This is a genomic window from Rhizobium sp. Root708 (assembly GCF_001429725.1).
GTDB lineage: Bacteria > Pseudomonadota > Alphaproteobacteria > Rhizobiales > Rhizobiaceae > Rhizobium.
Map to the genome: position 1 here is coordinate 626,998 of NZ_LMHV01000043.1, position 17,904 is coordinate 644,901.

The following is a 17,904-nucleotide window of genomic DNA, read 5'->3' on the forward strand; positions in this document are numbered from 1 at the left end:
AAACATCGGTTCCGTATTGTTGTCAATTCGGAATGTTTATTCCATTTTTGATTTTGTCGATTTTACCTGGGTTCGCTTCCGCCGCCGCTCGGCGATCGCGACCGGGAGAGCCATCGTCAAGGCCATAGAGGCGGAGAGCGAGCGGAAACCGGCAAAGTCCGCCTCCGCCACTTCGAACCAGCAGGTGGCGCGGGCGGCGAGCGGTGAGAAGGCCGAATCGGTAATGGCAACGACAGGCACGCCGCGATCCGCCAGCGCTTCCGCCTGGCTCAGGCTGTCGGCAGCATAGGGAGAGAAGCTTGCTGCAATTGCCGCATCGTTCTTTGTCGCGAACTGCACCATTTCCGGATCGACGCCGTTTGGCGATGCCACGATCTGGTGCCGGATGTTCAGCTTCGAGAAGGCGTAGGTCATATGCGCCGTCAGCGGATAGGAGCGCCGTTTGGCGATCAGGTAGATTGTCTCCGCAGCGGCCAGAATATCGACTGCCTTGGTAAAGGTGTCCGTCTGCACGGTGGCCGCCAGCCGGTTGACCGACTGGCTCGCGGCGGAAATAAAGCCGGAAAGCAGATTGGCGTCTTCGTCATCGCCGCTGGCCTGCTCCAATGTGACAAGGCGCTCTTCATAGGACAGCGTGCGATCGCGCAGGCGCTCGCGAAAGATGCTCTGGAGATCGGAGAAGCCGTCGTAACCCAGATGATGCGCGAGACGGACCAGCGTCGAAGGCTGCACGTCGGAGGCCGCAGCGATGCTCGCCGTCGTGCCGAAGGCGATCTCATCGGGATTGCCGAGAGCGAAGGCCGCGACCTGCGCCAACCGCTTCGGCATGCTTGCCTTACGCTCGATGATCGTACTGCGCAGGCTCTCGAAATCGCGGGGAACGCGTGCCGGGCTTTTGGTGTCACTTTCCATCAGTATCATCCAGTGAATGAAATAAATATTCCATAATCTCGACCTTAGATGATTTCAATCCGGCTGCCTAACTGTTTTTATTTCGCTGTAAATCAAGGGTTTTGAGCGGGATTGGTGGGTGTGCGGCGAAAAGTGTCCAGCGAGGGCGCTTGTCAAAACGGTCTAAATATTCCAAAAAATCCGAGAGGAACCTGGAGGAGACAGCATGAAGCCACTCGGAATCGGCCTGATCGGCACCGGCTATATGGGCAAATGCCATGCGCTGGCATGGAATGCGGTGAAGACCGTTTTCGGCGACGTCGAGCGCCCGCGCCTGATCCACTTGGCGGAAGCCAATGCGGAACTTGCCGCAAAGCGCGCTTCCGAATTCGGCTTCGCAAAGGCAACGGCCGATTGGCGCGATCTGATTGCCGATCCCGATGTCGATGTCGTTTCCGTAACGACTCCGAATCAATTCCACCCCGAGATGGCGATCGCTGCGCTCGAGGCCGGCAAGCATGTCTGGTGCGAAAAGCCGATGGCGCCAGCCTATGCCGACGCCGAGAAGATGCTGGCAGCGGCGCGGGCATCGGGCAGGGTCGCGGTCCTCGGCTACAATTATATCCAGAACCCGATGATGCGGCAGATCAAGACGCTGATCGGCGAGGGCGCCATCGGAACCGTCAACCACATTCGCGTGGAGATGGACGAGGACTTCATGGCCGATCCGGAAGCCTTTTTTTATTGGAAGAGTGAGTTGGCCTCCGGATACGGCGCGCTGGATGACTTCTCCGTGCACCCGCTGTCGCTGCTCTGGTATCTCTTTGGGCATGTGGAAGCCGTCATCACCGACATGGTCAAACCCTATGCCGATCGCCCCCTGAAGGAGGGCGGCCGTCGCAACGTGGAGAATCACGACGGGGCAAACGTGTTGATGCGCCTCGGCGGCGGCATCTCCGCCGTGTTGATGGCAAACCGTTCGGCCTGGGGACGCAAGGGCCGGATCGCGCTGCAGATCTTTGGCTCCAAAGGCTCTATTGCCTATGATCAGGAGCGCATGAACGAATTCGACCTCTATCAGGCGGACGGGCGCGGTTCGGAACAGGGCTACCGCAAGATACTGGCCGCCCCGGCCCATCACCCTTATGACCGCTTCATTCCCGCTCCCGGCCATGGTCTCGGCTTCAACGATCTGAAGATCATCGAATGCCACGAGTTGATCCACGCGATTTCCGGTGCGCCGTCGTCCATCGTCACATTCGAAGACGGTCTTAGGATAGAGAAGTCTGTCCACGCCATGGCAAAGTCGTTCCACGAGCGACGCTGGATCGAGATCGCCTGAGACCGGCACTCATCCGGTTGACGGCGAAAGGGGCAAGGGATAGGCCTTTGCCCCAGCGCGCGAATGGACGACGGGAGTGAGAACGTGACGGACAGATTGGTGATCATTGGCGCAGGGCAGGCTGGTTTTGCATTGGCTGCCAAGCTTCGCGCGCTGAAGGATATGCGTCCGATTACCATCGTCGGCGCTGAGGACGTTCTGCCCTACCAGCGGCCGCCGCTCACAAAGAAATATCTCCTCGGCGAAATGAGTTTCGATCGCCTGCTGTTCCGGCCCGAGCACTGGTATGCGGACAACAACGTCGAGATCAGGCTCGCCACCTGGGCCGAACAGATCAAGCGCGACCAAAAGCAGGTGATCCTCCAGGACGGCTCCGTTCTTGATTACGGCACGCTTGCGCTGACGACTGGCTCCACGCCCCGGGCTCTCCCGGCCGCGATCGGCGGTGATCTTGCCGGCGTTTATGTTGCCCGCGACAAGCGCGATGCCGATCTCTTGGCGGACGAGATGCGCCCCGGCCGCCGTGTCCTTATTATAGGGGGCGGTTACATCGGGCTCGAAGCCGCCGCTGTTGCCCGCCATCGCGGCCTGGAAGTTACCGTCATCGAAATGGCAGATCGTATCCTGCAGCGCGTGGCTGCAAAGGAAACGGCCGACATCATGCGCGTGATCCATGAGGCACACGACGTGTCGATCCGGGAAAAGACGGGTCTCAAGCATCTTGTGGGGCACGACGGCAAGCTCGTCGGCGCCGAACTTTCCGACGGCAGCACGATCGATATCGACTTCGCAATCGTTGGAATCGGCGTGGTGCCCAACGACCAGTTGGCGAAGGAAGCCGGCCTCGAAGTTGCCAACGGCATCATCGTCGATGAATTCGCCCGCACATCCGACCCCTCGATCTATGCCGCGGGCGATTGCGCGGTGCTACCGTGGCAGGGCGGGCGGATCCGCCTCGAATCGGTGCAGAACGCTGTCGATCAGGCCGAGGCCATCGCTGCTGTCATCGCTGGTGGCGATGCGCCCTACGAGCCGAAGCCCTGGTTCTGGTCGGATCAGTATGACGTGAAGTTGCAGATCGCCGGCTTCAATCTCGGCTATGACGAGACCGTTCTTCGCCCCGGTGTACGCGAGGGCGCGCACTCGATCTGGTATTTCAAGGCGGGCAAGTTCATCGCTGTGGACGCCATCAACGATGCCAAGGCCTACGTGACAGGCAAGAAGATGCTGGAATCAGGCACTACGCCCGACAAGGCGATCGTTGCGGATGCATCGGCCGATCTCAAGCAATTGCTTGCATAAAGCCGAAACGGCTTTTCTTGTCTGGTAGAGCCGAAAAAGCGCTTGCTTCACCCGGCGAATGACTCTATCAGGCTCCGACCGGAGAGGTGGCCGAGTGGTCGAAGGCGCTCCCCTGCTAAGGGAGTATACCCGAGAGGGTATCGTGGGTTCGAATCCCATCTTCTCCGCCATTATTTCAGATCATTTCAAAAATGAACGCACACGGCATTCAGGCAATGTCCAGCCAAGTGCAGCGTCCTGATGCAAAGATCGCCGTACAGCTGAGTTGGTTTCCCGTCGATGGGAAACGCCACTCCGATCTTCTCATCGCTGAACTGTGGCGCCACTCCCAGCTGAGCGCTCGTCTTTAAAAGACAATCATTCTTCGCAGCATTCCGGTGTCACCGTTTCTAACGACAGCGCAACGCCGTCGTACGAGCCAGTCGAATCGAAAGCGAAGAATCATCCTGGGGCTTGGCAATGATTCCGCGTCGGAATCGTCCGCCGCTGTCACAAGCGCTTCGGTCCATGGCCTTGTGAAAAGCGGGGTTGATCAGCGAATCCGGCGCGAAATGGGCTTCAATACGGCACATTGGCCTGATGCGGGCGGGCCCGGAGCTGCTATAAACCCCAGGAAAATCAGCGCTTTCTTAATGAAGTATAAAGAAATGCGCCGGGCGGATGCCGCATTTGTGACCTTTCAGCAACAGCGCATACGGAAGGCTGTCGCAAATGTCCCTAACGGACAAGTTGGTGATTGCGTGACAGTCCCGGTCTTGTATTTTCAACTTCGGAAGCGAGGGCGGTTGATCGTCCGACTTCTTGAAACATGGGGATGGGGCAGGGAACGCTGCTCTAACGGCGAAAAACCCAGACCCGATCGAAACTTTGAATTGGAGGTCAATATGAACATCAAGAGCCTACTTCTCGGCTCCGCTGCTGCTCTCGCAGTAGTTTCCGGTGCTCAGGCTGCCGACGCTGTCGTTGCTGCTGAGCCGGAACCGGTTGAATACGTCCGCGTCTGCGACGCTTACGGCACCGGCTACTTCTACATCCCGGGCACCGAAACCTGCCTCAAGATCGAAGGCTACATCCGTACGGAAGTTCGCTTCGGTCGTGACCAGGTTGGCGTTTCCGACTACGACTTCTGGAGCCGCGCTAACGTTCAGTTCACGGCTAAGAGCGACACCGAATACGGCCCGCTCACCGGCGTTATCGTTCTGCAGACGGACGCTAACGATGGCAGCTCTGGTGACCAGAACAGCTACCTCGACTCCGCATACATCGACGTTGCCGGCTTCCGCGCTGGTCTGTTCTACAGCTGGTGGGACGACGGCCTGAGCGGCGAAACGGACAACCTCGCTTCCAACTCCACGCTGCATAACTCTTTCCGTTATCAGTACGAGTCTGGCGACTTCTACGCTGGCGTTTCGGTTGACGAACTCGAAGACGCAATCCACGACGCACTCGGCGAAGACGGCAATGACGTCGGTATCGCTGCTGGCATCGGTGGCAAGGCTGGTGCCTTCTCCTACCAGTTGATCGGTGGCTACGACACCGACACCGAAGAGGGTGCAATCCGCGCTATGGGTACCGTTGCAATCGGTCCTGGCACGCTCGGCCTCGCAGCAGCTTGGGCTTCTGGCCCGAACGCTTACTTCGAAGAGTCTGAGTGGACGATTGCTGCTGAATACGCAATCCAGGCAACTGACAAGCTGAAGATCACCCCTGCTGTTCAGTACTTCGACAACATCAAGAACGGCGGTTCGGCAGCTACGGTTACCGACTTCTCGGGCGACGACATGTGGAAGGCCGGCGTAACGGTCGACTACCAGATCGTCGAGAACTTCTACGCCAAGGCTTCCGTACAGTGGCAGGATCGTACCTTCACGGTCGACGACGACTCTGTATCCGGTTACTTCCGCCTGCAGCGTTCGTTCTAATCTGATCTGACTTCGGTCAATCAGGAGAGCCCGGCTTTCGAGCCGGGCTCTTTTTGTTTGTTGCTTTCGACTGGACGCGAGGCGCCCCCCAAGGGCCTAGCGACCGGCGAGGAAGCGGCGAAGCTCGCTGTAAACAGCCGCCAGATGCAGCAGCGGCGCATGGCCCTGACCTTCGGCGACACTTGTGATGATCCCCGGATTCCGCGCGCGCATCTCTTCCACTGTCCTCTCCGACAGCAGATCGGAATGCTCTCCGCGAATCACCAGCAGAGGAATCGGCTGGAACGCATCGAACTGTTGCCAGAGATCGGGCAGGGGCTTCTCGAAATCGATGGCCAGCAATGCCTCCGCAATGGCCGAATCGACATCCGGGACGATGTGCCCGTCGATCACGCGGTAGATCGCATCGGCCATCTCGCGCCAGTCGTTCGGGTCAAGAGCGGTAAAGTATTGGCCGTGATTGGCCCGAAGTGCCGTGACAGCTTCGCTCCAATCTCCAGGTGTGCTGCCGCGGTTCAGATAATCGCGAATCCGCATGAGACCTTTGGCATCGATGACAGGTCCGATGTCGTTGAGAACCACGGCAGCGAGTAGTGCCGGTCTCATGGCGGCAAGAATGTGGAGAATCAGTCCGCCGCGCGACGTGCCGATGAAGATGGCGCGCTCGATGCCGAGATGATCGCAGACATTAAGGACATCGCGAGCCTCGACGGCGATCGAATAGTTCGCCTTGTTTGAATCCTGGGCGGAGAGACCACGTCCACGATAATCGACGGCGATCACGCGGTGCGGTGTGGATCGGTCCTGCGATAGAGCAAGGGCAAGCTGGTGAAAGTCGCGCGCGTTGCGCGTCAGACCGGGGAGGCAGATGATCGGCAATGGTTGCTGATTGTCATCCGATCGGGCGGGATAGTCACGCAGCGATAGCGCCAGCCCGTCCTCCGCCGTTACCTGACGTTGCACGAAACCGGCGTTTCCAGCACTTCCCATCGCGTTGTCTCCCTATTTGATTGGAGACTAACGGCGGTCGGAGCGCGCTGGCAATCGAAATTGGCTCAGGAGCGGCCGTCGATCAGGTCGCGTTGCAGGTCGGCGGGCTGACCAAGTCGAGCCTTGTAAACCTCATAGTTCTCCATCACCCGCTGAACGTAGTTACGCGTTTCGGGGAACGGGATCCGCTCGATCCAATCGACGACGGCATCGATCGACTTGCCGCGTGGGTCACCGTAGCGACCGATCCATTCCGGCACGCGTTTCGGCCCGGCGTTATAGGCGATGAATGTCATGATGTACGAGCCGCCGAAGGTGTCGATCTGCTCACCCAGATAGTGCGCGCCGAGCGTGGCGTTGTAGCCCGCATCTGTCGTCAGCTTGTCTTTTGAGTAGGTGATGTTGTGTCGCTTGGCGACGGCCTTTGCCGTTCCAGGCAAAATCTGGAGCAGCCCACGCGCATCCGCAATCGAAACCGCCGCCGGGTTGAAGGCGCTCTCCTGCCGGGCGATCGCATAGGCCAGCGCCTTGCCGGAGCCGGAGATATTGGCTCCAGCAGGAATGACGCCGAGGGGGAAAGCCAGAGCGGCGACGTCGATGCCTCGCGAATAGGCGGTCTTGCCGATCTGCAGCGACAGATGGTGATCGCCGGAGCGTTCGGCCTGCGCGCTCAGAATCGCAAGTTCGCCCGGGCTCTGCAGCTGATCGGCCAGCGCCAGGTAGAGATCCTTTGCGCGCCAGCCGTGGCCGGCAGCGTCGAGACGTGCGATGGCCTGCACCGCTTCGCGCGCCTGGTAGCGTTCCCGATCCGCGGATGAGGGCGAGGGATAGCTGACGTTCAATGTCTTGCGGCCGAGTTTTTCGCTGGCAAGCTGGCCGTAGAAGGTCGTCGGGTAGCTTGCCGCTTTCGTGTAGAAGTCGCTGGCCTTCCCGGGTCCGCCGGCCTCGGCGGAGCGGCCCATCCAGTACCACGCGCGCGAGACGGAAAGCGGACCGTTCGAGAAATTCAGGATCTTGCGGAAATGGCCCTGGGCGGTGTCTGCATCCTGCATTCCGCGAAGCGCATACCAGCCTGCGTGAAATTCGGCTTCGACGATATCGGTTGGAGCGGCGGCGGCGTAGCTGGAAACAATGCCGTAGGCGGCCTTGAAATCCCCCTGATCCACCAGCCCGCGGCTGACGATCCGTTGCTCGTTCCACCATTCGCCAGCGTTCACCAATTCGTCGCGGTCGCGCGGCATTTGCTTCAGCAGCTTCGCGGCGTCGCCATAGCGCTCCTGCTTCCGCAGGTATTCGATGCGGGCGAAGAGGTAACCGGGGTCATTGTGCCACTTGCCATCGACGGAGGCGAGCAGCGCCTCGGCGTTCGCCGCCTTGCCGATCACGGCATTCCAGGCATTGTAGAGCGACTGCGCCTGACCGAGATCGCCGAAACGCTTCGCTTGCGCGGCGCGGTTTCGGTACATCAGATATTCCATCCGCGCCTTATGATCGGCAGTGGTCAGAAGCCCCGAAAACTCGTTGAGAATCTTGTCTTCTGTCGCGGTGTCCATCGTCTGGCCACGCCAGATCTTGCGGAGGTACTTTGCGGCCTGGGCCTGCTTGCCCGTCGCAACGAGGGCGCGCGCGAGGATCATCGCGCCTGAATTGGTCTCCGGCGCGGTTTCTCCGAATGCCGCGAGCACTGCGCTCGGCGCCGGGTTTTCGTCGTAAAGAGCCCGCTCCGAATAGGTCCGCAGCTTGGCGAGGCCCGGCCATCCCTGCAGCTCTTGTGCTGCTGTCGCGATCTCGACGGAGGGAATGCCTTTTTGCGCCGACACAGCGATCGCCCATGTCAGGATGTGCCGATCAAGCGTTCCGCTTCTCATGCTGTCGCGTACGGCGATCGCCTGCATCGGGTTGCGGGCGCTGAGCGCATCCAGTCCAGTCTTGAGATCACTCGCCACCGGCGCGACGGTCGGTCCTCTGGGAATCGCGCCTGTTATGAGTGACTCAGGCACGCTCGTCTGCGGCACGAATCCGATCGGCTTCACATCGGGAACGGGAATGTCCTCACCCGGCAGCGGCGACGCAACGCTGCTCCACGCAGCGGCTGTAAGGCCGAGGGCGGAGAGGATCAGGACGGCTCGCTTCATGCTGGACACTCACAATGGAAACACGTCCTACATTTGCTCGGACGCATATTAATGAAAGCTTACCGAAGCGGTTAAATTTCATTCACATTTGCTATCGGAATTTCCGCCAATCCGACTTCTGCGCGCTTGTCGCGGCGTTTTCACCGCACTATGGTGCGCTCCTCATATTCAAGGAATGCGGCCGAACCATGGATTGTGGCCGTAAGGAGTTCTGCATGTTCCAGGGATCCATTCCCGCACTCGTCACACCCTTCACTGATGCTGGTCAGGTCGATGAGACCTCGTTTGTCGCTCATGTCGACTGGCAAATCAAGGAAGGCAGCAACGGTCTCGTTCCGGTCGGCACGACCGGCGAATCTCCGACGTTGTCGCATGCCGAGCACAAACGGGTAGTGGAACTCTGTATCGAAGCCGCCGCGAAGCGTGTTCCCGTCATGGCCGGTGCCGGCTCGAACAACACGCGCGAAGCGATCGAGCTTGCGCAGCATGCCGAAAAGGCTGGTGCCGATGGCATCCTGGTCGTGACGCCTTACTACAACAAGCCGACGCAGAAGGGCCTGTTCGCGCACTTCTCGGCAATTGCCGATGCCGTGAAGCTTCCGATCTACATCTACAATATCCCGGGCCGCTCCGTCGTCGACATGACCCCCGAGACCATGGGCGCCCTCGTCAAGGCCCACTCGAACATCGTCGGCGTCAAGGACGCAACCGGCAGGATCGAGCGCGTGTCCGAACAGCGCCTGACATGCGGCAAGGAGTTCAGGCAGCTTTCGGGCGAGGATGCGACCGCGCTCGGCTTCAACGCTCATGGCGGCGTCGGCTGTATCTCGGTTACCGCCAACGTGGCGCCGCGGCTCTGTGCCGAGTTCCAGGCAGCGACACTGGCCGGCGACTATGCAAAGGCGCTTGAATATCAGGACCGCCTGATGCCGCTCCATAAAGCGATTTTCCTGGAGCCGGGTCTCTGTGGATCGAAGTACGGCCTTTCCAAGCTCGGCCGGATGAGCCGCAATGTTCGCTCGCCGCTGATTTCCACGCTGGAGCCTGGCACCGAGGCGGCAATTGACGCAGCCTTGCGCCACGCCGGCCTGCTGAACTGATCCAGCTGCCGTCCTTCACAACGGCTTTACGGATCTCTAGATAAGACATCGGATAGATGGCGCGATCGTCGCGCCGTCCAAGGACTGGAATTCCTTTCATGGCCCCCAAAGGCAGTCAGCGTGTTGTGAAGAAAGTCGTCGCCGAAAATCGGAAGGCGCGCTTCAACTACGAGATTATCGACACCTATGAAGCCGGGCTCGTGTTGATGGGCACCGAGGTGAAGTCGCTGCGCGAGGGCAAGGCCAATATTGCCGAGTCCTATGCCTCGGACGAGGATGGCGAGATCTGGCTGATCAATTCCTACCTGCCGGAATATCTCCAGGCCAACCGCTTCAACCACGAGCCGCGCCGCCGTCGCAAGCTGCTGCTCTCGGGCAGGGAGATCCATCGGCTTCGGATAGGGATCAATCGCGAGGGGATGACCCTCATTCCATTGAAGATTTACTTCAACGACCGTGGTCGCGCCAAGATGGAACTGGCGCTGGCCAAGGGCAAGAAGCTGCACGACAAGCGCGAAACCGAGAAGGAGCGTGACTGGAATCGTCAGAAGGGTCGGCTGCTGCGAGAAAACAGCTGAACCGTTAGCGGCGTTGGACGAAGCCCTCGCCGCTGGAAGGCGTCAAGTCTCGACATCACTTGGGGCCGGCTCCGCCGGACGAGGGGGTCGCTCCGAGGCATCGCGACCGATCTCGCTCTTCAAGGACAGCAAATCAATGAAATGATCGGCCTGCCGGCGCAGATCGTCAGCGATCATCGGCGGTTGAGTTGCCATCGTCGAGATGACAGAGACCTTGCGGCCGCGTCTTTGCAGAGCTTCCACGAGCGTCGTGAAGTCGCCGTCGCCGGAGAAAATGACGAGATGATCGACCGTCTCGGACTGTTCCATGGCATCGATGGCAAGCTCGATGTCCATGTTGCCCTTGATCTTCCGGCGTCCCATGGAATCGGTGAATTCTTTCGCGGGCTTGGTCACGACCTTGTAGCCGTTGTAATCAAGCCAATCGATCAGCGGTCGAATGGAGGAATACTCCTGATCCTCGATCAGGGCCGTGTAATAATAGGCGCGCAGGAGATAACCGCGCTTCTGAAAGGCCTTCAGGAGCTTTCTGTAGTCGATATCGAAACCCAGACTCTTGGATGCGGCGTAGAGATTGGCGCCATCAATGAAAAGAGCAATTTTTTCGCGCGGGTCAAACATCGCGTACCAATCCACTTTGAGCAATCGAAAAGTCTTTGTTAAAAACTCCATCAGATCAACGAGTTAAAACAAAAACCAGAACAATTCTTACTTTATGAACTATTCATATAAGAATGATTTAGGGCACGATTCGGGATATTCCAAGCAACTTTCGGTGGAAATCCCGCATTCTCCTCTGAATTGGATCATACCTGGCGGTGGCAAAACAGCTTTCACGAAAAACTTGAATTTGTCCGCTTTTAATTGTATCGCCGTGCTAATCCCGAGATCACGACCCGTAAAGGACAGGCAATGGCCCGTGTCACAGTAGAAGATTGCATCGACAAAGTTGAGAACCGCTTCGAGCTGGTTCTGCTTGCCAGCCACCGCGCCCGGCTGATTTCCCAGGGTGCGTCGATCACTATCGATCGTGACAACGACAAGAACCCGGTCGTCGCTTTGCGCGAGATCGCTGACGAGACGCTGTCTCCTGACGATCTGAAGGAAGACCTGATCCATTCGCTGCAGAAGCACGTCGAAGTCGACGAGCCCGAGCCCGATCCGGCAAGCCTGATCGCTACCGCTGCTGTCAGCGAAGGCGAAGAGCAGGAAGATCTGCCGGAGACCGTTACGTTCGATCAGATGTCGGAAGAAGAGCTCCTGGCCGGTATCGAAGGTCTGGTTCCGCCAGAAAAGAGCGACGATTACTAATCGTCAACCTTGCGCCATTATTGCTTCGGCATATGATTGAGTATCACGTGCGCCAATCTGTGATTGGCGCGCTTTTCTTTTGTAGTGGAGTGGCTTCGGGATGATGCGGCAGTACGAGCTCGTGGAGCGGGTTCAGAAATACAAGCCCGATGCCAACGAAGCGCTGCTGAACAAAGCCTACGTTTACGCCATGCAGAAGCATGGACAGCAAAAACGCGCGAGCGGCGATCCCTACATTTCTCACCCCCTCGAAGTCGCCGCCATCCTGACGGATATGCATCTCGACGAATCGACGATCGCAGTCGCCCTGCTGCACGACACGATCGAGGACACGACGGCCACCCGCGCCGAGATCGATGAGCTCTTCGGGGAAGATATCGGTCGTCTTGTCGAGGGCCTGACGAAGATCAAGAAGCTCGATCTCGTTACCAAGAAGGCCAAGCAGGCCGAAAATCTACGCAAGCTACTGCTGGCGATCTCTGATGATGTGCGCGTCCTGCTCGTGAAGCTGGCGGACCGCCTGCACAACATGCGCACGCTCGATCATATGTCGCCCGAGAAGCGCGCCCGCATCTCCGAGGAGACGATGGATATCTACGCGCCGCTCGCCGGCCGCATGGGTATGCAGGACATGCGTGAAGAGCTCGAGGATCTGTCCTTCCGCCATATCAATCCGGAAGCCTACGAGACGGTCACCAAGCGCCTGGAGGAGCTCTCTCGCCGCAACGAAGGCCTGGTGAAGAAGATCGAGACCGAGTTGCGCGATCTGCTCGTCGCCAACGGTTTGACCAATGCCTATGTGAAGGGGCGCCAGAAGCAGCCATACTCGGTGTTCCGCAAGATGCAGTCGAAGTCGCTGTCGTTCGAGCAGCTGTCCGACGTCTACGGCTTCCGCATCATCGTTGACGACATTCCGGCCTGCTACCGGGGCCTTGGCATCGTCCATACCCGCTGGCGCGTCGTTCCCGGCCGTTTCAAGGACTATATCTCTACACCGAAGCAGAACGACTATCGCTCGCTCCACACGACGATCGTCGGTCCGTCGAGCCAGCGTATCGAGCTGCAGATCCGTACGAAGCGGATGCATGAAATCGCCGAGTTCGGTATTGCCGCGCACACGCTTTACAAGGACGGTGCCACGAACGCCGACGGCGATATCCTGTCGCGTGAATCCAATGCCTATTCCTGGCTGCGCCATACGATCGAGGCGCTTGCGGAGGGCGACAGCCCCGAAGAGTTCCTCGAGCACACCAAGCTCGAGCTTTTCCAGGATCAGGTGTTCTGTTTCACGCCGAAGGGCAAGCTCATTGCGCTGCCGCGCGGGGCAACGCCGATCGATTTTGCTTACGCGGTGCACACCAATATCGGTGACACCACGGTTGGCGCCAAGATCAACGGTCGCATCATGCCGCTGGTGACGCGCCTTGCGAACGGCGACGAGGTGGAGATCATCCGTTCGGGCGTTCAGGTTCCCCCGGCCGCCTGGGAAGAGATCGTCGTAACGGGCAAGGCGCGGGCGGCTATCCGGCGCGCGACACGCATGGCGATCCGCAAGCAGTATGCCGGGCTCGGCCATCGCATTCTGGAGCGCACCTTCGACCGTGCCGGCAAGATCTTTTCGCGGGAGTCGATGAAGCCTGCGCTGCACCGCCTCGGCCAGAAAGATGTCGAGGATGCGATCGCGGCCGTCGGCCGTGGGGAGATGTCCTCTCTCGACGTGCTGCGCGCGGTCTATCCAGACCACCAGGAAGAGCGCGTCACGGCCAAGCCGAGCGGCGACGATGGCTGGTTCAATGTCCGCAGCGCCTCGGGCATGATCTTCAAGATCCCGGGCCGGTCGAAGACGGGTGAGGGATTGCCTGCCGATCACGATGCGGCCATCGACGCCGATGCCGTGCCGATCCGCGGCATCTCCAGCAATGTCGACGTGCAGTTCGCTCCAACGGGTGCGGTTCCTGGAGATCGCATTGTCGGCATCATGGACAGCACCGAGAGCGGCAGGGGGATTACCATCTATCCGATCCAGTCTCCGGTCCTGCAGCGCTTCGACGAGCAGCCCGATCGCTGGATCGACGTGCGCTGGGATCTGGACGAGGCGAATAAATCTCGCTTCATGGCACGGATCATGGTCAACGGGCTGAACGAGCCCGGTACGCTTGCAAAGCTTGCGCAGACGGTCGCCGGCGTCGATGTAAATATCCGCGTGCTCAACACCATTCGGGTTGCCACCGACTTCACGGAAATGACGCTTGACGTCGAAGTGTGGGATTTACGTCAGCTGAATCAATTGCTTACGCAATTGGCCGAGCTTGAATGCGTGGCGACTGTAAGACGTCTCTACGAGTAATCGAGCCCAACTCGGCGTGCAATTGCACATTTTGTGATCGTTTTATGACCTAATTAGCGCAGATGAAGGGCAAGTCATGCGTTGATCGCATGGCTGGCGTCAGGTTACAGCGTTGGTAATCCGGGCCCACAGCGCCTATCTTCTCATCAACAGGAAATGAAGAGAAAGATGAGGCAAGCAAATGTTCAAGCCAATTAAGAATATCGCCCGTGCGCTGCGTGCTCCGACTGCCGAAGAACGCGAAATGGCATATCTGAACGGTTCGTTCGACCGTATTGATCTGGAATATCGCCAGCGTCAGGTCGATCGCGGTATGTTCCGCACCCGTTAATATCGGGTTTATACTTGAGAAAGGGAAGGGGTATCCGAATGTCATGCCCCTCGAGAGTGCTCAGTTGGCGCTGATCAAATGATGACTGAGGTGGTTTGACGCTCTTGTCATGCCCGTGCGCCTTGCACTACATACGCGCCATGTTGTTTAGACGTCGAAAACCTGCTGGATTTCGTGAGAAGCTTCGCGAGCTGCTGTGGCCCCGCAAAGGGCTGACGCGTCCGCCGCGCTATCTCGTGATGCGTGTCCTGCGCCTGAGGGCGACGCCGCATGCGGTGGCCGTCGGTGTCGCGGCCGGCATCTTCGTATCGTGGACCCCGTTCATCGGCATCCATTTCGTGATGGCTTTCATCCTGAGCTATCTTTTCTCCGGCAACATGGTCGCCGCCGCGCTTGGCTGCGCAGCCTTCGGTAACCCGCTGACCTACCCCTTCATCTGGGGAACGACGTGGGAGATCGGGCACCTGCTGTTGAGTCGCCAGGATGCCATGCCGGGGCAAGGCGTCGATCTGACCGCCCTTTTCCACCAACTGCACATTACGGAGCTGTGGCGCCCTGTCCTGGAGCCGATGCTGATTGGCTCGATACCGCCCGCGCTCGTGACGTCGGTCGCGCTTTATTTCGCGACATTCTACACCGTTCGGGCCTTCCAGGGCCGCCGGCGCGCGCGTCTGCTCGAGCGAGCTCGTGCCCGCCTGTCGAACCCGATGCAGGAGACGGTATGATTATCGGCATTGGCAGCGATCTCATCGATATCAGAAGGGTGGAGAAATCGCTGGAGCGCTTTGGCGAGCGTTTCACGTCGCGCTGCTTCACCGAGGTCGAACGCAACAAGTCCGACCGTCGTGCAAATCGCGCCGCTTCCTATGCCAAGCGTTTTGCCGCCAAGGAGGCCTGCTCGAAGGCGCTTGGAACGGGCATAGCGCAGGGCGTGTTCTGGAAGGATATGGGCGTCGTCAACATGCCGAGCGGCAAGCCGACGATGAAGCTGACCGGCGGCGCCGCGGATATCCTTCAGTCGATGCTGCCGGCGGGACATCGCGCCGCCATCCATTTGACGATAACGGATGATTATCCGCTGGCTCAAGCATTCGTGATAATCGAGGCGCTCGCCGAAAGCCCGTGAGCAGCGGCGTGTCGTCGCTTTTAATGTCGGCGGCATTGCTGCAGTCGAGCTAAGCCGCTACAGAGAACGAGAAAAATCGTGCATCCGAGATGATGCCCTGAAGGAATGAAACTGCGTGTCCGAAAAAGTTGAAACGAAGCCAAACGCTCTTTGGGAAAACATCAAGGTCATCGCCCAGGCGTTGATCCTGGCGATGGTCATCCGCACTGTATTCTTCCAACCTTTTACCATCCCTTCAGGCTCGATGATGCCGACACTGCTTGTCGGCGACTACATCTTCGTCAACAAGTTCGCCTACGGCTATTCGAAATACTCGCTGCCGTTCTCGCCAAACCTCTTCAGCGGTCGCGTTTTCTCAAGCGAACCGAAGCGCGGCGATATCGTCGTCTTCCGGTTCCCGCCGAATCCCGAGGTCGACTACATCAAGCGCCTTGTCGGTCTGCCGGGCGATCATATTCAGGTCACCGAAGGCGTTCTCTACATCAACGGCAAGCCTGTGCCGAAGGTGCCCGATGGTACCTTCAATTCTGACTACGCGCAGGATCCGGGCCAGGATGTTCCGGTATTCCGCGAAACGCTTGATGACGGTGTCAGCTACGATACGCTCGACCAGTCCCCGGTTTCCCGCGGCGACAACACGCGCGAATTCATCGTTCCCGAAGGCCATTATTTCATGATGGGCGACAACCGCGACAACTCGCTGGACAGCCGCTTCGATGTCGGCTTCGTTCCCGCTGAGAACCTCGTGGGCCGCGCCAGCGTGATCTTCTTCTCGCTCGGCAACGACACTTCATTCCGCGAAATCTGGAAGTGGCCGGCCAACATGCGTTGGGATCGCCTGTTCAAGAGCGTTGAATGAGCAAGTCGCAGACACTCTCGGCTAGCGACCGTGCGCGGCTGGAAGCCCTCATCGGTCACGAGTTTGCCGAGAAGGAGCGCCTAGATCGGGCTCTCACCCACGCCAGCGCCCGTACGCAGAAGAGCGGGAACTACGAGCGTCTGGAGTTCCTCGGCGACAGAGTGCTTGGCCTCTGTGTCGCCGAACTGCTTTTCCGCACATTCGGGACTGCGGCCGAGGGCGAGCTTTCCGTTCGCCTGAACCAGCTTGTCAGCGCCGATACCTGCGCGGAGGTTGCCGATGAACTCGGCCTGCATCTCTTCATCCGGACAGGTGCCGACGTGAAGAAGCTGACCGGCAAGCGCATGATGAATGTTCGCGCTGATGTTGTCGAAAGCCTGATCGCGGCCATCTATCTGGATGGTGGTCTTGAGGTCGCGCGGCGCTTCATCCTGAAGTATTGGCAAAAACGCGCTGTCCGTGCCGATGGCGCCCGGCGTGACGCCAAGACGGAACTGCAGGAATGGTCGCATGCAAAGTTCGGCGTGACGCCGAACTATCGGGTTGAAGAACGTACTGGACCGGATCATGATCCGCGATTTACGGTGACAGTCGAAGTCGCAGGCGTTCAGCCGGAGACGGGCGTAGAGCGCTCCAAGCGCGCAGCCGAACAGGTTGCGGCGACGAAGATGCTGGAACGCGAAGGAATTTGGCAGAAGTCGTCTGCCGGAAATTGACGGGAAAATGAGCGAAGAACAAGACATGGCAGGCGGCGCCAACGAGGCCGCCGATGTGACGCATTCCGGATTTGTCGCCCTCATCGGGCCGACCAATGCCGGCAAGTCCACGCTCGTCAACCGACTGGTTGGCGCCAAGGTCTCGATCGTCAGCCACAAGGTGCAGACGACGCGCGCGATCGTGCGCGGCATCGCGATCCACAACAATGCGCAGATCGTGTTCATGGACACGCCCGGCATCTTCAAGCCGCGCCGTCGCCTCGATCGGGCGATGGTGACCTCGGCCTGGGGCGGCGCCAAGGATGCGGATCTGATCATGCTCCTGATCGACAGCGAGCGCGGTCTTCGCGGCGATGCCGAAGCGATCCTTGAGGGCCTCAAGGAAGTGAAGCAGCCGAAAATTCTGGTGCTGAACAAGATCGACCGCGTCAAGCGCGAGGACCTTCTTGCGCTCGCCGCCGCAGCCAACGAGAAGATCGCCTTCGATCATACCTTCATGGTCTCCGCGGAAAACGGCTCGGGCTGCACCGACGTCATGGATCACCTCGCCAAGACCTTGCCGGAAGGTCCGTGGTACTACCCGGAGGACCAGATTTCGGATCTTCCGATGCGCCAGCTCGCGGCCGAGATCACCCGCGAGAAGCTTTTCCTCAGGCTTCATCAGGAGCTTCCCTATGCGTCTCACGTCGAGACGGAGAAGTGGGAAGAGCGCAAGGATGGGTCTGTGCGCATAGAACAGGTCATCTACGTCCAGCGCGACAGCCAGAAGAAGATCGCTCTTGGAAAAGGCGGCGAGACCATCAAGGCGATCTCGTCGGCTTCCCGCCGCGAGCTTTCGGAAATTCTCGAGCAGCAGGTACATCTCTTCCTGTTCGTGAAGGTTCGCGAGAACTGGGGCGACGATCCCGAGCGCTTCCGCGAAATGGGTCTGGATTTCCCCCGCTAAGCTTCAAC

17 protein-coding genes and 1 tRNA gene are annotated in these 17,904 nt (G+C 59.2%); 14 read left to right on the forward strand and 4 right to left on the reverse strand.

Annotated features, from left to right (window positions below; translation table 11 throughout):
- Positions 1-36: 36 nt before the first annotated feature.
- Positions 37-912, reverse strand: coding sequence for a MurR/RpiR family transcriptional regulator (locus ASE04_RS27365; RefSeq protein ID WP_056825393.1), 876 nt, complete (start codon positions 910-912; stop codon positions 37-39).
- A 205-nt stretch (positions 913-1,117) separates the two neighbouring features.
- Here ASE04_RS27365 and ASE04_RS27370 point away from each other — a divergent pair, with 205 nt between their 5' ends.
- The 4 genes from ASE04_RS27370 to ASE04_RS27385 all read left to right on the forward strand — a co-directional run bounded on the left by ASE04_RS27370 (position 1,118) and on the right by ASE04_RS27385 (position 5,457).
- Positions 1,118-2,233 (forward strand): Gfo/Idh/MocA family protein, encoded by a 1,116-nt coding sequence (locus ASE04_RS27370; protein WP_056825395.1) that lies wholly within the window; start codon positions 1,118-1,120, stop codon positions 2,231-2,233.
- An 84-nt stretch (positions 2,234-2,317) separates the two neighbouring features.
- Positions 2,318-3,535 (forward strand): NAD(P)/FAD-dependent oxidoreductase, encoded by a 1,218-nt coding sequence (locus ASE04_RS27375; RefSeq protein WP_056825837.1) that lies wholly within the window; start codon positions 2,318-2,320, stop codon positions 3,533-3,535.
- 80 nt (positions 3,536-3,615) lie between these two features.
- Positions 3,616-3,705: transfer RNA gene (locus ASE04_RS27380), tRNA-Ser, on the forward strand.
- A gap of 714 nt (positions 3,706-4,419) precedes the next feature.
- The gene (locus ASE04_RS27385) at positions 4,420-5,457 is read left to right on the forward strand and encodes a porin (protein ID WP_056825397.1); all 1,038 of its coding nucleotides are present in this window, start codon (positions 4,420-4,422) and stop codon (positions 5,455-5,457) included.
- Positions 5,458-5,553: 96 nt separating this feature from the next.
- Here the strand turns inward: ASE04_RS27385 and ASE04_RS27390 are convergent, their stop codons facing one another.
- Both ASE04_RS27390 and ASE04_RS27395 read right to left on the reverse strand, forming a co-directional pair.
- Entirely contained in the window at positions 5,554-6,447 is an 894-nt protein-coding gene (locus tag ASE04_RS27390) for an alpha/beta fold hydrolase (protein WP_056825399.1), read from the reverse strand.
- 65 nt (positions 6,448-6,512) lie between these two features.
- On the reverse strand, positions 6,513-8,582 hold the full coding sequence (locus tag ASE04_RS27395; protein ID WP_056825400.1) for a lytic transglycosylase domain-containing protein: 2,070 nt from the start codon (positions 8,580-8,582) through the stop codon (positions 6,513-6,515).
- A gap of 215 nt (positions 8,583-8,797) precedes the next feature.
- Between ASE04_RS27395 and dapA the strand changes: the two genes are divergently transcribed.
- Positions 8,798-9,682, forward strand: coding sequence for a 4-hydroxy-tetrahydrodipicolinate synthase (gene dapA, locus ASE04_RS27400; protein WP_056825403.1), 885 nt, complete (start codon positions 8,798-8,800; stop codon positions 9,680-9,682).
- A gap of 98 nt (positions 9,683-9,780) precedes the next feature.
- The gene (smpB, locus tag ASE04_RS27405; protein WP_056825405.1) at positions 9,781-10,260 is read left to right on the forward strand and encodes an SsrA-binding protein SmpB; all 480 of its coding nucleotides are present in this window, start codon (positions 9,781-9,783) and stop codon (positions 10,258-10,260) included.
- A 42-nt stretch (positions 10,261-10,302) separates the two neighbouring features.
- On the opposite strand, the gene ASE04_RS27410 is transcribed toward smpB, so the two are convergent.
- Complete coding sequence (locus ASE04_RS27410) at positions 10,303-10,881, reverse strand: LabA-like NYN domain-containing protein (protein ID WP_056825409.1); 579 nt, start codon at positions 10,879-10,881, stop codon at positions 10,303-10,305.
- A 291-nt stretch (positions 10,882-11,172) separates the two neighbouring features.
- Here ASE04_RS27410 and rpoZ point away from each other — a divergent pair, with 291 nt between their 5' ends.
- From rpoZ to era, 8 genes are all read left to right on the forward strand, one after another.
- Positions 11,173-11,571 (forward strand): DNA-directed RNA polymerase subunit omega, encoded by a 399-nt coding sequence (rpoZ, locus tag ASE04_RS27415; protein WP_056825412.1) that lies wholly within the window; start codon positions 11,173-11,175, stop codon positions 11,569-11,571.
- Between the two features lie 100 nt (positions 11,572-11,671).
- On the forward strand, positions 11,672-13,918 hold the full coding sequence (locus ASE04_RS27420) for a RelA/SpoT family protein (RefSeq protein WP_056825414.1): 2,247 nt from the start codon (positions 11,672-11,674) through the stop codon (positions 13,916-13,918).
- A 181-nt stretch (positions 13,919-14,099) separates the two neighbouring features.
- Positions 14,100-14,249: a DUF3563 family protein gene (locus tag ASE04_RS30425; protein ID WP_082597502.1), complete on the forward strand. Its 150-nt coding sequence runs from the start codon at positions 14,100-14,102 to the stop codon at positions 14,247-14,249.
- 140 nt (positions 14,250-14,389) lie between these two features.
- Positions 14,390-14,974: a DUF2062 domain-containing protein gene (locus ASE04_RS27425; protein ID WP_056825838.1), complete on the forward strand. Its 585-nt coding sequence runs from the start codon at positions 14,390-14,392 to the stop codon at positions 14,972-14,974.
- Positions 14,971-15,375 (forward strand): holo-ACP synthase, encoded by a 405-nt coding sequence (gene acpS / locus ASE04_RS27430; protein ID WP_056825415.1) that lies wholly within the window; start codon positions 14,971-14,973, stop codon positions 15,373-15,375. Before ASE04_RS27425 ends, acpS begins: the two co-directional genes overlap by 4 nt.
- Positions 15,376-15,490: 115 nt before the next feature.
- A complete protein-coding gene (lepB, locus tag ASE04_RS27435) occupies positions 15,491-16,234 on the forward strand; it encodes a signal peptidase I (RefSeq protein ID WP_056825417.1) in 744 nt (247 codons plus the stop codon).
- Positions 16,231-16,950: a ribonuclease III gene (gene rnc, locus ASE04_RS27440; RefSeq protein ID WP_056825419.1), complete on the forward strand. Its 720-nt coding sequence runs from the start codon at positions 16,231-16,233 to the stop codon at positions 16,948-16,950. Before lepB ends, rnc begins: the two co-directional genes overlap by 4 nt.
- Positions 16,951-16,957: 7 nt before the next feature.
- Positions 16,958-17,896 (forward strand): GTPase Era, encoded by a 939-nt coding sequence (era, locus tag ASE04_RS27445; RefSeq protein WP_056825421.1) that lies wholly within the window; start codon positions 16,958-16,960, stop codon positions 17,894-17,896.
- Positions 17,897-17,904 lie beyond the last annotated feature (8 nt).